9 protein-coding genes, 16 tRNA genes and 2 rRNA genes (1 of these 27 running past the window's edge) are annotated in these 13349 nt (G+C 38.5%); 1 reads left to right on the top strand and 26 read right to left on the bottom strand.

Annotated features, from left to right (window positions below; all coding sequences use genetic code 11):
* Positions 1-77: 77 nt before the first annotated feature.
* The 9 genes from ACXKY9_RS03535 to ACXKY9_RS03495 all read right to left on the bottom strand — a co-directional run bounded on the left by ACXKY9_RS03535 (position 78) and on the right by ACXKY9_RS03495 (position 8720).
* Positions 78-2147, bottom strand: a complete 2070-nt coding sequence (locus tag ACXKY9_RS03535) for a sensor domain-containing protein (protein WP_000657169.1) — start codon at positions 2145-2147, stop codon at positions 78-80.
* A gap of 127 nt (positions 2148-2274) precedes the next feature.
* Positions 2275-2763, bottom strand: coding sequence for a tRNA (uridine(34)/cytosine(34)/5-carboxymethylaminomethyluridine(34)-2'-O)-methyltransferase TrmL (gene trmL, locus ACXKY9_RS03530; protein ID WP_000538147.1), 489 nt, complete (start codon positions 2761-2763; stop codon positions 2275-2277).
* Positions 2764-2821: 58 nt separating this feature from the next.
* Positions 2822-3709, bottom strand: a complete 888-nt coding sequence (locus ACXKY9_RS03525) for an amidase domain-containing protein (RefSeq protein ID WP_000260592.1) — start codon at positions 3707-3709, stop codon at positions 2822-2824.
* A gap of 44 nt (positions 3710-3753) precedes the next feature.
* The gene (gene queG / locus ACXKY9_RS03520) at positions 3754-4896 is read right to left on the bottom strand and encodes a tRNA epoxyqueuosine(34) reductase QueG (protein WP_000345216.1); all 1143 of its coding nucleotides are present in this window, start codon (positions 4894-4896) and stop codon (positions 3754-3756) included.
* 199 nt (positions 4897-5095) lie between these two features.
* Positions 5096-5169 (bottom strand) — tRNA-Gly (locus tag ACXKY9_RS03515).
* 115 nt (positions 5170-5284) lie between these two features.
* A complete protein-coding gene (locus ACXKY9_RS03510) occupies positions 5285-5935 on the bottom strand; it encodes a DsbA family protein (protein WP_000841306.1) in 651 nt (216 codons plus the stop codon).
* Positions 5936-6123: 188 nt separating this feature from the next.
* On the bottom strand, positions 6124-6900 hold the full coding sequence (locus ACXKY9_RS03505; RefSeq protein ID WP_000664720.1) for a transglycosylase domain-containing protein: 777 nt from the start codon (positions 6898-6900) through the stop codon (positions 6124-6126).
* A 492-nt stretch (positions 6901-7392) separates the two neighbouring features.
* Entirely contained in the window at positions 7393-7854 is a 462-nt protein-coding gene (locus ACXKY9_RS03500; protein ID WP_000400458.1) for an NUDIX hydrolase, read from the bottom strand.
* A 146-nt stretch (positions 7855-8000) separates the two neighbouring features.
* Complete coding sequence (locus ACXKY9_RS03495; RefSeq protein ID WP_000532952.1) at positions 8001-8720, bottom strand: YebC/PmpR family DNA-binding transcriptional regulator; 720 nt, start codon at positions 8718-8720, stop codon at positions 8001-8003.
* 340 nt (positions 8721-9060) lie between these two features.
* On the opposite strand from ACXKY9_RS03495, the gene ACXKY9_RS03490 reads away from it, so the two are divergent.
* Positions 9061-9381 carry a DUF3884 family protein gene (locus ACXKY9_RS03490; RefSeq protein ID WP_000149815.1) on the top strand — a complete coding sequence of 107 codons (321 nt, stop codon included), beginning with the start codon at positions 9061-9063 and terminating at the stop codon, positions 9379-9381.
* A 117-nt stretch (positions 9382-9498) separates the two neighbouring features.
* On the opposite strand, the gene ACXKY9_RS03485 is transcribed toward ACXKY9_RS03490, so the two are convergent.
* The 17 genes from ACXKY9_RS03485 to ACXKY9_RS03405 form a co-directional block, all read right to left on the bottom strand.
* Positions 9499-9580: transfer RNA gene (locus ACXKY9_RS03485), tRNA-Leu, on the bottom strand.
* 10 nt (positions 9581-9590) lie between these two features.
* A tRNA-Cys gene (locus ACXKY9_RS03480) sits at positions 9591-9661 on the bottom strand.
* 14 nt (positions 9662-9675) lie between these two features.
* Positions 9676-9750, bottom strand: a tRNA-Gly gene (locus ACXKY9_RS03475).
* Between the two features lie 5 nt (positions 9751-9755).
* A tRNA-Gln gene (locus ACXKY9_RS03470) sits at positions 9756-9830 on the bottom strand.
* 63 nt (positions 9831-9893) lie between these two features.
* Positions 9894-9969: transfer RNA gene (locus tag ACXKY9_RS03465), tRNA-His, on the bottom strand.
* A 19-nt stretch (positions 9970-9988) separates the two neighbouring features.
* Positions 9989-10062 (bottom strand) — tRNA-Trp (locus tag ACXKY9_RS03460).
* Between the two features lie 7 nt (positions 10063-10069).
* Positions 10070-10153: transfer RNA gene (locus ACXKY9_RS03455), tRNA-Tyr, on the bottom strand.
* A 10-nt stretch (positions 10154-10163) separates the two neighbouring features.
* A tRNA-Thr gene (locus ACXKY9_RS03450) sits at positions 10164-10239 on the bottom strand.
* 18 nt (positions 10240-10257) lie between these two features.
* Positions 10258-10333 (bottom strand) — tRNA-Phe (locus ACXKY9_RS03445).
* Between the two features lie 9 nt (positions 10334-10342).
* Positions 10343-10418: transfer RNA gene (locus ACXKY9_RS03440), tRNA-Asp, on the bottom strand.
* 3 nt (positions 10419-10421) lie between these two features.
* Positions 10422-10498: transfer RNA gene (locus tag ACXKY9_RS03435), tRNA-Met, on the bottom strand.
* Positions 10499-10524: 26 nt separating this feature from the next.
* A tRNA-Val gene (locus tag ACXKY9_RS03430) sits at positions 10525-10600 on the bottom strand.
* Between the two features lie 4 nt (positions 10601-10604).
* Positions 10605-10679, bottom strand: a tRNA-Glu gene (locus tag ACXKY9_RS03425).
* 17 nt (positions 10680-10696) lie between these two features.
* Positions 10697-10788 (bottom strand) — tRNA-Ser (locus ACXKY9_RS03420).
* A gap of 2 nt (positions 10789-10790) precedes the next feature.
* Positions 10791-10865, bottom strand: a tRNA-Asn gene (locus tag ACXKY9_RS03415).
* Positions 10866-10873: 8 nt separating this feature from the next.
* Positions 10874-10989, bottom strand: a 5S ribosomal RNA gene (rrf, locus tag ACXKY9_RS03410).
* Positions 10990-11089: 100 nt separating this feature from the next.
* Positions 11090-13349 (bottom strand): 23S ribosomal RNA (locus ACXKY9_RS03405); it runs 663 nt beyond the window's last position.

The raw sequence follows: 13349 nt of genomic DNA, 5'->3' as shown, positions 1-13349 counted from the left end.
CAGCTATTTTTACATCCGGTTACAATGACAAACCAGGTACACATAAAAAATGATGTGCTTTTAGCACATCATTTTTTTTATTTATAATACATATTTTCCATATCATATTTGGATAGTGGTCGGCTATAATAATAACCTTGTACAAGCTTCACATTCTTTTCTTTCAAAAACTGTATTTGCTCCTTTTTTTCTACTCCTTCTGCAATTACATTTAATTCTAAAGTATGAGCTAAATGAATAATTGCAGCTGTAATATTCGTATCACGTTCATCTATATGTATACCTTCCATAAAAGAACGATCAATTTTTAAAGTATCAATTGGATATGTTTTTAAATAACTTAAAGATGAATAGCCTGTTCCAAAATCATCTAAATGAATCTTTAAATTTTGCTCTTTTAATTGTAGTAACACTCTCTTCGATATATCTTTATGTATAAGAGCTCCTTCTGTAACCTCTATCGCTAATAAATGAGTTGGTACATTGTACTTATTTAAAGCCCGTGTAATCATCTCTATTAATGTAATAGAACGAAAGTGTCTAGCTGAAATATTAACTGCAATTGGGACCACATCATACCCTTTATTTAACCATTCGCGCAATTGCTGACACACTTGATTTACTACCCATTCATCCAGCTTAATAATAAATCCTGTTCTTTCTGCCAACGGAATAAATTGGTTTGGAGAAACAAATCCTAATTCCTTATTCTCCCACCTTATTAAAGCTTCCATACTAGCTATTTTTTTCGTTTCAATATTAATTTGTGGCTGATAATATAAGAAAAATTCATTTTTTTCTATAGCACGATGTAACTGGTTTTCTATTATAAACCTTTGTTCACGCTCACAGTCTAATCCACTACAATAAAAATGATAATGTCCTTTTCCTTTTTCTTTTGCTTTTTCTAAAGCAGCATCGACTCTCTGAAATAGTATTTTTTCATCTTCTCCATCTGTTGGAGCCATTACAATTCCAATTGACGCGCTTAAATATACATCTTCTTCTTCGATTACAAAATATTCACTAATGTTTTTTAATATGCTTTTTGCAACTTCCTCTACATATTCTTTCGTTATATTTTCTATCAACATAACAAATTGATCATCGTGTTCTCTAAATAAGTGCATATCTTCTATTTTTAGATTACTTAAACATTCTGTAACTTTTTGTAATACTTTATCTCCCTCTTTATGACCAAATGTATCATTAATACGATGAAACTCATCTAAATCTATAAATACAAGTGCAAAATTTACACTCTCATTTAAAAAAGTATTTAACTTATTTGTACATGAAATTCTATTCATTAATCCCGTTAACTGGTCATAGTAAGCTAAATATTCTGTTCGCATTTCGTTTAATACTTGCCTTGTAACATCTCTCGTAACAATATAAATCCCAACAATTTCACCGTTCACAATAATCGGGATAGTTCTCAAAGAAATATATAGCTCGTACCCTTCTTTATGAACATATTTCTTTGAAACAATTTGTTTTGCTTTTCCTTGCATCGATCCCTTAAATATAATTTGAAAATCTTTTTCATATTCTTTATTAATGAATTCAAAAATAAATTTATTATTTAATTCCTCATACCGGTATCCAAATATTTCATACGTTGCCGGATTTGCATATGTAACTCTCCCTATAGAATCTATAGATATAATTGAGTCATTATTATATTCCAGTAACGACTTAAATAACATTTGTTTTTCCTCTATCTCTGTCTTCTCCTCAATTTGAGCTGTAATATCTCTTGTAATACAAATAACAAATTGACATATTCCTTCTTCGTCGCAGACAGGATTAAGTGAAGATTCATAGTGTATCTCACCTTTTGGTAAATTGACTACATCACAAAAGGTGTGTGCTTTCGCTTCTCTCACTACTTTTGCATATTGCCTTTGCAATATCCCCGCTATATCTTTTGGTAATACTTCTGCAAAGGTTTTTCCATAGCACTCTTCGCTTAACCTAGCATAATCCATTCCTATTTTATTCACATACATATATTGAAACGTTTCATTATCAATAACTTTCAATATGAATACTAAATCTTGAATAGCATGTAATAATCCTTGTCTAATTAAATCCATATCTATCATACTTAAAAAGGTATTTTGATTACTATATTCTTCCTTCATATTTATCTCAACCCGTCTTATCTATTTTTAATCATATATCCCATTCTATATGATTATGTCCTCTCTTTTAAATGTATGATTATATATTATTTTTATTTTATAAAAAAAAGTCGCCATATGGCGACTTTTAATAAACGATTTCTAAATCTAATCCAGGGTAATTTTGTTGACGGAACGCTTCATAAATTAAAATTGCTGCTGTATTAGATAAATTTAATGAACGTACTTTATCTGTCATTGGAATACGTAAACAATGATCAAAGTTTTCTTCGATTACATTAGCTGGTAAGCCGTTTGTTTCTCTTCCAAATACAAAATAGTAATCCTTCTCGCGCTTGCTATAGTCAAACGCTGTATGAGCTTTCTCGCCATACTTTGTTAAATAGAAGAATTCACCGTCTTTATTTTTTTCATAAAATTCTTCAATTGAATCATAATACGTAATTTTCACGTGCTGCCAATAATCTAATCCTGCACGCTTTAACATTTTATCATCCGTTGAAAATCCAAGCGGTCTAATCAAATGTAATTCTGTTCCAGTTGCTGCACAAGTACGAGCAATATTCCCTGTATTTGCTGGAATTTCTGGCTGATATAAAACAACATGTACTCCCACGCGATATTCACCTCTGTTTTTTGTCTACTACGTATTATACCACTTGAGCGAAAAATCTCTACCCATTAATAATATGAAAGAATTTATATTTCATTTGTGGTGTATATTTACTAGAGTCTTCATAGTTCCAATAACGTCGACGGCTATTCGCTGAATGTGCATTTACAAGCGGCATACCATCTGCATCTTTTGCTACTACAATCGTCGTATGATTCCATCTTCCGTCATCCTCGAAATCATAAGCAATGACATCTCCAAGAATAAGTTCTTCTGGCCTCTCTACCGCCTCTGCTCGAAGTCCTGTTGTAGCACCTGACAAATACCAATAAAAAGAATGTGCAACAGCCCAGCTCCAGCTCCACTGATTCTCCCTTTGCCACCATCCTTTACGAATATTAGGATATCCGCTCATAGGTACTTCTCCAGTATGAAGACATTGAGAAATGAAATTCGTACAATTATCAGGGAAATTACGATACATAGGATTTCGGTCATCCCACCAACGCTCTGCATATTTCACTGCCTCTAAACGATTATACTGATAAGAACCGTACTTCTCTTTCGTAATTTCCCTTTCTAATGTCTCACCCATTCTAATTTCTTCTGACACTTCAATAGCATAATCGCCTATAATTCGACTATTATTTAAACAAACTCTTCGTTTTAATTGTTCCTCTTCAATATAAAATAATTCTTTATGCTTAATTAAATATTTAAAATGTATTTGATAATCAATTTCTTGATGGTCATTACTATTTAATTGTCTAATGAAAGAAACATCCGCAGTTGCTTTCACTATATGTGCACTACGTCTTTGAAACAATTGTTTCTTTCTCAGTGCCATTTGTAGTAAATCCTCAGCAATACCATCCACATTCGTTCTTTTCTCCGTTATATATGCTAAAAATTGTTGTACTTGGTTTTCAATCTTCGTTTTTACAACCATTCTGTCTCCCTCCCATATTACAATATGAAAAAGGGAAATATTATCTACTCTTTTTTCTGTGCTAACAATTCAAGCCCGCGATTCATTTCATGAAGCACTTCTTCATCTTTCTCACGTTCCATCGCTTTCTCAATCGCTTCGCCTACTCCATCTCCGCCAATTTTCCCAAGTGCCCATGCTGCCGTTCCGCGTAGTACTGGTCTTGGGTCATCTTTCATAACACCAATTAAATCAGGAATTGCCGATGTTTCTTTAAAATGTGCTAATGCTAAAATCGCATTTCTTTGCAGTGGCTTTTTCCCTCTCCATGATCCTGACATAATCCCATATTTCTCTTTAAAATCACGATTACTAATTGTTAAAAGTGGTGTTAATAATGGTTTAACTAGCTCAGGATCCGGCTCCATCTCAGGATGATTATGAAAATCCATTCCTTTGTTTTTCGGGCAAACAGTCTGACACGTATCACATCCATATATACGATTTCCTATTTTATCGCGATATTCTTCAGGTAGGAATCCTTTCGTCTGTGTTAAAAACGCAATGCACTTCTTCGAATCTAACTGTCCCCCCTGTATTAAAGCACCGGTAGGACAAATATCGATACATTTCGTACAGCCCCCGCATTGATCTTCTATCGGCTTATCTGGCGGGAATGGAACATTTGTAATCATTTCCCCTAAGTATACGTACGAACCAAATTCAGGTGTAATAATAGAGCAGTTTTTACCGCTCCATCCAATGCCTGCACGCTCTGATACAGCTCGATCACTTAATTCACCTGTATCAACCATGGACTTCACTTCTATATCCGGAAGTTTTTCAATTAAATATGCTTCTAATTTTTGCAAACGATCTCGTAAAACAAGATGATAATCTTGTCCCCAAGAAGCACGACAAAAAATCCCACGGCGTTCTCCACGCTTACTTAATGGTGCATTTTTTAATTTTGAAGGATATGCTAAAGCAATCGCAATAATTGATTTAGCACCCGGTAATAACAGTTGCGGATTCGTTCTCTTCTCTATATCAGGCTCTTCAAATCCAGATTGATAATTTAATTGTTGTTGCTGGATTAAGCGCTGCTTTAATTCCTCAAAAGGAGAAGCACTCGCAAAGCCTATTTTATCTATGCCAATTGTTTTACTATACGCAATTACATCTTGCTTTAATTGTTCAAAATCCATTCCTAATCGCCTCCTCAGATGAATCCATCCCTTATGTAACGACCCTATTGGTTAGTAATTCACTTTTGGAATACTATTATTTACTTCTATTTTCGCATGTAATTAGGTTTTTCAAACATTAAAAAACGCAATGCCTCGTTTATCTCGGAAACGAAACACTGCGTTGATCACAATTTATAGAAAAACATTTAATAAAATTTGGAGCGGGTGAAGAGAATCGAACTCTCGACCAGAGCTTGGAAGGCTCTTGTTTTACCACTAAACTACACCCGCAAATATGAATTACATATAAGATATTAGAATAACTTATGTAAAGTAGTATAGCATGTAAAAAAAGTAGAGGCAAGAATTTTATCGAAAAAAGTCGAAAAAGTGATGAGAGACCTCATCACTTTTTCAATTCTTTATCAATTGCCTTCTTCATACTATCGAAATCAGGGTTTGCAAGATTTCCGTTTACATATACAGAAGGAGCACCTTGAACTTTTAATTTTTGAGCACGATCTGAATCTTTACGTACTTTTTCTTTAATGTCTTTACTGTGTAAATCTTTCTTAAATTGCTCTACATCAACTTTTGGAAGTTTCTCTTTCACAATGCTAAGAAGCAAATCTTCTGTAATCCATTCTTCCGTATCTTTCTTTTGATTTTGATAAATCTCATCATAGAAAATCCAGAATGAATCTTTATCTTGTTTATAAATTGCTTCACCAGCTGCTGCACCTAAATCCGAGTCTTTTCCGATAAATGGGAAGTTAATAAAATATAACTGCACTTTGCCTTTATCAATATACTCTTCTTTTAATCGAGGTAATACCGTTACATCCCAAGTACGACAAGCAGGACATTTAAAGTCTCCAAATTCAACTACCTTAACTGGAGCATCATCTTTCCCTAAAGATTGTTGCGTAGAATAAGCAAACATCTCATTCCCTTTATCTTTTTTGTCATTTATGATGCTATACGCAATTGTTCCAATTACAATCAATACTGCGATAGAAAAAACTATACCAAGAGCCATGAGTTTATTTGATTTCATATACATTCCTCTTTAAATTCATATTCTGTATACAGCATTGTACACAATACACATAATATCAACACTTATATACGTCACGCAATGAACACGCTCACATAAATTACAAAAACACAATAATTGTGACGATATTGTGTCACAATTTGTCACAATTTATTCAAAAAAAAGAAGCTCCTCTGTAGGAACTTCTCTTAACTTACTGCTTTTTTACGCGCGCTATTTAACATCGACTGCTCTATTTTTATATCATGACGAATTACTAATTTCTCACTAACTGCTTGAACATACTCATCATGGCTTATATAGCCTTCTTTCTCCATTAGTCTCAAAACGACATTTCGTCTCTCTACTGCTTTATCATAGTTTTGGGCAGGTGAGTAATAAGCAGGTGCTTTTACTACAGCAGCCATCATTGCACTTTCAGCCAACGTTAATTGGTTCACCTTTTTACCGAAGTAAAGGTTTGCTGCTTTTTCAATTCCCCATGCTCCTTCTCCATAATAAATATTACTTACATATAATTTTAAAATTTCATCCTTCGTAAATGTGCGTTCAATTTTTTTCGTATAAAAAATCTCTTTCCACTTACGAGAAAATGTACGTTCATTTGTTAAAAAGGCATTTTTAGATAGCTGTTGTGTAATCGTACTTCCTCCTTGCACGACACCACCAGCCTTTATATTCTCAACTGAGGCCCTAATAATTGCTATATAATCTAAACCGTTATGATGATAAAATCTTTTATCTTCTGTCGCAATAAATGCATGTGTTAATGATTCTGGCACCTCTAACTTAGCCGGTACATGTAATTTACTAATATCACTTTTCTCAATCATTACATTTCCAACGAATAATAACGTACAACTTAACAATAATAATAATATAATGGCTTTATAAAAAAGTTTAGTCATTGGATTTAATGCAACTTTTTGATGATAGTTCACCCTAGATAATACTCGTTCTTTCATCTTGAACACCTCTTTTCCACACAGCATATAACTCTTACTTTAAGAATACATTGTTGTAAAAAAATATCCCATCGATTTCTCTTACACGTACCTTACATCATTGTAAGGTATAAAGTGAAACTTTAATGAGCCCTCATCAATCAAGCTTACTGCCCAGCAAATAGTGGGATAAAAAAGTATTGTATCACAGTATTTTTTTATCTACTATTCATCTGAAATATTGAATATAGGTTATGTTAAAGCACGAATAACCAATAAAAGAGAAACCCTTAAGACTATTATATTTTCACTTTACACTTTAATTATATCATCTACAAATATATATACTTTTGACTATCTAGTAATCTAAATGTATATAACATATAGATTTATTATACAGAACAAATGTTCTGCAAATCAATACTAGTGCTATTATTATTTTGACCTTTTTCTTAAACAGTATACAAAAAAGAGTAGTGATTCGAATGTATCTCAAATCGGCTACTCTTTTCTTTACAATCTTCCTATTAAATTATACGGCTGTACTTCCCACGTTTCATACGGAATAAAATGTGTTGCTCTCATTGCATCAAGCGTTCTGGATTTCATATGAGGACGCGTTATATACTCATCTATGTTCTCTTCATTTAAATCAACAAATTTACCCACTTGTATCTCTTCGGGTTGAGTTTTTATTTCACCACTTATATATGCTACTTTAAAAACAACAGCTAGAATATGCATAGAGGTATTATAATAAACCCCTGTAATTCCGATAGGCTTCACCGTTAACCCTGTTTCCTCTTTTATTTCCCTACAGACAGCTTGATCGAGCGCTTCGCCTTCTTCTACCTGTCCTCCTGGCAACTCCCACGTATCAGCTCGCCAGTGCACTTTTGTTAATAACACTTCATTTTTTTCATTTGTTAAATAACCTGCTACAGCAACTATATGCTTTGGTGTCTTATGTTCCATATTAAGCCTCCTAGAGATAATGAATATTTTGTATATCCCTATAATCATATTCACTACCTACAACAAAATACCTTTAATACTTCATCACCTTAATTAACTTCATAAAAAAGACCCTATCCGCTAAGCGAAAAGGGTCATCTATCGTATTACTCTCCTAAGTCTACGTTGTGATAAACTTGTTGAACATCTTCCAAATCTTCTAATGCATCAACCATTTTCTCAAATTGTGCTTGAGCATCTTCAGGAAGTGTTACATCACTTTGTGCAAGCATTGTTAATTCTGCAACTGTAAACTCCTCAACGCCAGCACCTTTAAGTGCAGATTGTACTGCATGGAATTGATCTGGTTCAGCATACACGATAACAGAATCTTCTTCTTCTAGAATGTCACGTGCATCTACATCTGCTTCCATTAAAATTTCAAGAACTTCATCTGATGTTTTACCTTCAAGGCCGATAACAGCTGTCGCATCAAACATGTAAGCTACAGAACCGTTCACACCCATATTACCACTGTTTTTGCTAAATGCAGCTCGTACATCTGCTGCAGTACGGTTTACGTTATTTGTAAGTGTATCTACAATAACCATAGCTCCATTTGGTCCGAATCCTTCATAACGAAGCTCGTCATAATTTTCTTCTGAACCGCCTTTTGCTTTTTCAACTGCACGATCAATAATTGTTCTTGGAACATTGTATGTTTTCGCACGCTCTAATACAACTCTTAGCGCTTGGTTTGATTCTGGATCTGGCTCGCCTTGTTTTGCTGCCACATAAATTTCACGCCCAAATTTCGCGTATATACGGCTTGTATTTGCATCTTTTGATGCTTTTTTGTCTTTAATATTGTTCCATTTACGGCCCATACTTTCCACTCTCTTTCCCGTTTTAAATCTACATAAAAATATTAATATGAAATATAATGTGTGTTCAACACATTTTTAAAAGAAATATAAAAAGTTCATTTTTGATTCATATTATAGACATAATATAAATCACTATCATTTTGTTCTTTCGACAAGTTATATTATACATGAATTCCTACGTTTATTACGAATTTTAGAAGCACATAGTATAATTTAACAAAAAGACTCTAACATTTCTGTTAGAGTCTTTTTATATTGCTGACACCTATTCCCATAATTACTTTCTATTGTTGTATAATAAAAATAGGGAAAAATTTGAAGAAAAGAGAGAAGGAGAATTATGACACATTCAAATGAGAAAAAAGCACATAGTCTTAAAGGGATAGAAGAAAAGTTAAACCCAACTATCTATCAAGTGAGATTCATGAAATTAGATGAACCAATTCAATTTGAGTCGTTCCCTGAATTAAAAGATTTAGGGGACTGGTTAAGTACTTCAACGCATATGTGGGCGTGCCACTCAACTATGTATAAGTACAACAGAGAAGGGTTTGAAAAGAAGTTTTTAGAGATTACAAACTTAACCGTTGATAGTGTACTAATATCTACTGGTGGTATCGGATTTAACTTCATGTCACCGGGGTGGAGAAATTCTCTCTAGAGTACTCGAAAGAAATATTGTATATACAATACTTTTTCTGCTTATTTTGTCATGTAATGAAAAGAAAACAAAAAAGCTCTATACTAATTGTATAGAGCTTTTTTACGCCGTTCATGATACCGATGGTCGGGGTCGAACCGACACTCCCGAAGGAACACGATTTTGAGTCGTGCGCGTCTGCCAATTCCGCCACATCGGCACAAAAGAAAAGGCGGCAACCGGATTTGAACCGGTGATAAAGGTTTTGCAGACCTCTGCCTTACCACTTGGCTATGCCGCCATATTAAATTTTATTGGAGCGGAAGACGGGATTCGAACCCGCGACCCCAACCTTGGCAAGGTTGTATTCTACCACTGAACTACTTCCGCAAAAATGGCTGGGCTAGCTGGATTCGAACCAGCGCATGACGGAGTCAAAGTCCGTTGCCTTACCGCTTGGCTATAGCCCATCGAATTCTTACTTAATTATATGTAAGTATCCATTAGATTATTTGTAATTTTTAAAATAAAAATGGGGCGACTGATGGGAATCGAACCCACGAATGCCGGAGCCACAATCCGGTGCGTTAACCACTTCGCCACAACCGCCATGTTGTGTAAATATATTTGGCAGGGGCAGTAGGAATCGAACCCACACTGGAGGTTTTGGAGACCTCAGTTCTACCTTTAAACTATGCCCCTATGTAAATGGTGGAGGGGGGCAGATTCGAACTGCCGAACCCGAAGGAGCGGATTTACAGTCCGCCGCGTTTAGCCACTTCGCTACCCCTCCGAAACTTACATGGTGCCGGCTAGAGGACTTGAACCCCCAACCTACTGATTACAAGTCAGTTGCTCTACCAATTGAGCTAAGCCGGCGTATTTTATTAAAATAAATGGTGGCTCGGGACGGAATCGAACCGCCGACACGAGGATTTTCAGTCCTCTGCTCTACCGACTGAGCTACCGAGCCTTATTAAAATGGCGGTCCCGACCGGGGTCGAACCGGCGATCTCCTGCGTGACAGGCAGGCATGTTAACCACTACACCACGGGACCATTTGGTTGCGGGGACAGGATTTGAACCTGCGACCTTCGGGTTATGAGCCCGACGAGCTACCGTGCTGCTCCACCCCGCGATAATACTATTCATATAAAATTTATATGGTGGAGGATGACGGGATCGAACCGCCGACCCCCTGCTTGTAAGGCAGGTGCTCTCCCAGCTGAGCTAATCCTCCAAAGTGGTGACCCGTACGGGATTCGAACCCGTGTTACCGCCGTGAAAGGGCGGTGTCTTAACCACTTGACCAACGGGCCAAATACTATAAATCCTATGGCGGAGAGCAAGGGATTCGAACCCTTGATACGCTTGTGACGTATACACGATTTCCAATCGTGCTCCTTCGGCCAACTCGGACAGCTCTCCAATGGCTCCGCAGGTAGGAATCGAACCTACGACCGATCGGTTAACAGCCGATAGCTCTACCGCTGAGCTACTGCGGAATAATATTGCCTGGCAACGTCCTACTCTCACAGGGACAAGGTCCCAACTACCATCGGCGCTAGAGAGCTTAACTTCCGTGTTCGGTATGGGAACGGGTGTGACCTCTCTGCCATCATTACCAGACATTATTCTTTTGAGACAATCATTATTATAACTTATTTACTTTAAAAGTCAACAAGTTTTTTATGTTCTCTCAAAACTAGATAACATTGCTACATATTATATGGTTAAGTCCTCGATCTATTAGTATTCGTCAGCTCCACATGTCACCATGCTTCCACCTCGAACCTATCAACCTGATCATCTTTCAGGGATCTTACTAGCTTACGCTATGGGAAATCTCATCTTGAGGGGGGCTTCATGCTTAGATGCTTTCAGCACTTATCCCTTCCGCACATAGCTACCCAGCTATGCCCTTGGCAGAACAACTGGTACACCAGCGGTGCGTCCATCCCGGTCCTCTCGTACTAAGGACAGCTCCTCTCAAATTTCCTACGCCCACGACGGATAGGGACCGAACTGTCTCACGACGTTCTGAACCCAGCTCGCGTACCGCTTTAATGGGCGAACAGCCCAACCCTTGGGACCGACTACAGCCCCAGGATGCGATGAGCCGACATCGAGGTGCCAAACCTCCCCGTCGATGTGGACTCTTGGGGGAGATAAGCCTGTTATCCCCGGGGTAGCTTTTATCCGTTGAGCGATGGCCCTTCCATGCGGAACCACCGGATCACTAAGCCCGACTTTCGTCCCTGCTCGACTTGTAGGTCTCGCAGTCAAGCTCCCTTATGCCTTTGCACTCTACGAATGATTTCCAACCATTCTGAGGGAACCTTTGGGCGCCTCCGTTACACTTTAGGAGGCGACCGCCCCAGTCAAACTGCCCACCTGACACTGTCTCCCGGGTCGATAAGACCCGTAGGTTAGAATTTCAATACAGTCAGGGCGGTATCCCACCAGCGCCTCCACCGAAGCTAGCGCTCCGGTTTCAATGGCTCCCGCCTATCCTGTACAAACTGTACCAAAATTCAATATCAGGCTACAGTAAAGCTCCACGGGGTCTTTCCGTCCTGTCGCGGGTAACCTGCATCTTCACAGGTACTATAATTTCACCGAGTCTCTGGTTGAGACAGTGCCCAAATCGTTACACCTTTCGTGCGGGTCGGAACTTACCCGACAAGGAATTTCGCTACCTTAGGACCGTTATAGTTACGGCCGCCGTTTACTGGGGCTTCAGTTCAGAGCTTCGCTTACGCTAACCCCTCTCCTTAACCTTCCAGCACCGGGCAGGTGTCACCCCCTATACTTCGCCTTACGGCTTCGCAGAGAGCTGTGTTTTTGCTAAACAGTCGCTTGGGCCTATTCACTGCGGCTTTCCGTTAAGAAAGCACCCCTTCTCCCGAAGTTACGGGGTCATTTTGCCGAGTTCCTTAACCAGAGTTCTCTCGCACACCTTAGGATTCTCTCCTCGCCTACCTGTGTCGGTTTGCGGTACAGGCACCTTTTACCTCGCTAGAAGCTTTTCTTGGCAGCGGGGAATCAAAGACTTCGCTCCATAAGGAGCTTCCCCATCACAGCTCAGCATACGCGATAAGCGGATTTGCCTACTTATCAGCCTAACTGCTTGGACGTGCACAACCAATCGCACGCTTCTTCTATCCTTCTGCGTCCCTCCATTGCTCAAACGATAAAGAGGTGGTACAGGAATATCAACCTGTTGTCCATCGCCTACGCCTGTCGGCCTCGGCTTAGGTCCTGACTAACCCTGAGCGGACGAGCCTTCCTCAGGAAACCTTAGGCATTCGGTGGACGGGATTCTCACCCGTCTTTCGCTACTCATACCGGCATTCTCACTTCTAAGCACTCCACCAGTCCTTACGGTCTGACTTCACTGTCCTTAGAACGCTCCCCTACCACTGATACCATTCGGTATCAATCCGCAGCTTCGGTGGTGTATTTAGCCCCGGTACATTTTCGGCGCAGAGTCACTCGACTAGTGAGCTATTACGCACTCTTTAAATGGTGGCTGCTTCTAAGCCAACATCCTAGTTGTCTAAGCAACTCCACATCCTTTTCCACTTAATACACACTTTGGGACCTTAGCTGGCGGTCTGGGCTGTTTCCCTTTTGACTACGGATCTTATCACTCGCAGTCTGACTCCTAAGGATAAGTCATTGGCATTCGGAGTTTGACTGAATTCGGTAATCCGATGAGGACCCCTAGTCCAATCAGTGCTCTACCTCCAAGACTCTTACACTTAAGGCTAGCCCTAAAGCTATTTCGGGGAGAACCAGCTATCTCCAGGTTCGATTGGAATTTCTCCGCTACCCACACCTCATCCCCGCACTTTTCAACGTGCGTGGGTTCGGGCCTCCATTCAGTGTTACCTGAACTTCACCCTGGACATGGGTAGATCACCTGGTTTCGGGTCTACGACCACGTACTAAACGCCCTATTCAGACTCGCTTTCGCTGCGGCTCCG

The organism is Bacillus sp. 2175, from assembly GCF_057812155.1.
The sequence above is the reverse complement of the archived record's forward strand: the minus strand, read 5'-3'. Positions and strand labels throughout refer to the sequence as shown.

Coding starts and splice junctions, on each gene's coding strand:
- ACXKY9_RS03500 (WP_000400458.1), bottom strand. CDS start 7,854: ATGGAACATAAGACACCAAAGCATATAGTTGCTGTAGCAGGTTATTTA.
- ACXKY9_RS03495 (WP_000532952.1), bottom strand. CDS start 8,720: ATGGGCCGTAAATGGAACAATATTAAAGACAAAAAAGCATCAAAAGAT.
- ACXKY9_RS03505 (WP_000664720.1), bottom strand. CDS start 6,900: ATGAAAGAACGAGTATTATCTAGGGTGAACTATCATCAAAAAGTTGCA.
- ACXKY9_RS03535 (WP_000657169.1), bottom strand. CDS start 2,147: ATGAAGGAAGAATATAGTAATCAAAATACCTTTTTAAGTATGATAGAT.
- ACXKY9_RS03525 (WP_000260592.1), bottom strand. CDS start 3,709: ATGGTTGTAAAAACGAAGATTGAAAACCAAGTACAACAATTTTTAGCA.
- queG (WP_000345216.1), bottom strand. CDS start 4,896: ATGGATTTTGAACAATTAAAGCAAGATGTAATTGCGTATAGTAAAACA.
- ACXKY9_RS03510 (WP_000841306.1), bottom strand. CDS start 5,935: ATGAAATCAAATAAACTCATGGCTCTTGGTATAGTTTTTTCTATCGCA.
- ACXKY9_RS03490 (WP_000149815.1), top strand. CDS start 9,061: ATGACACATTCAAATGAGAAAAAAGCACATAGTCTTAAAGGGATAGAA.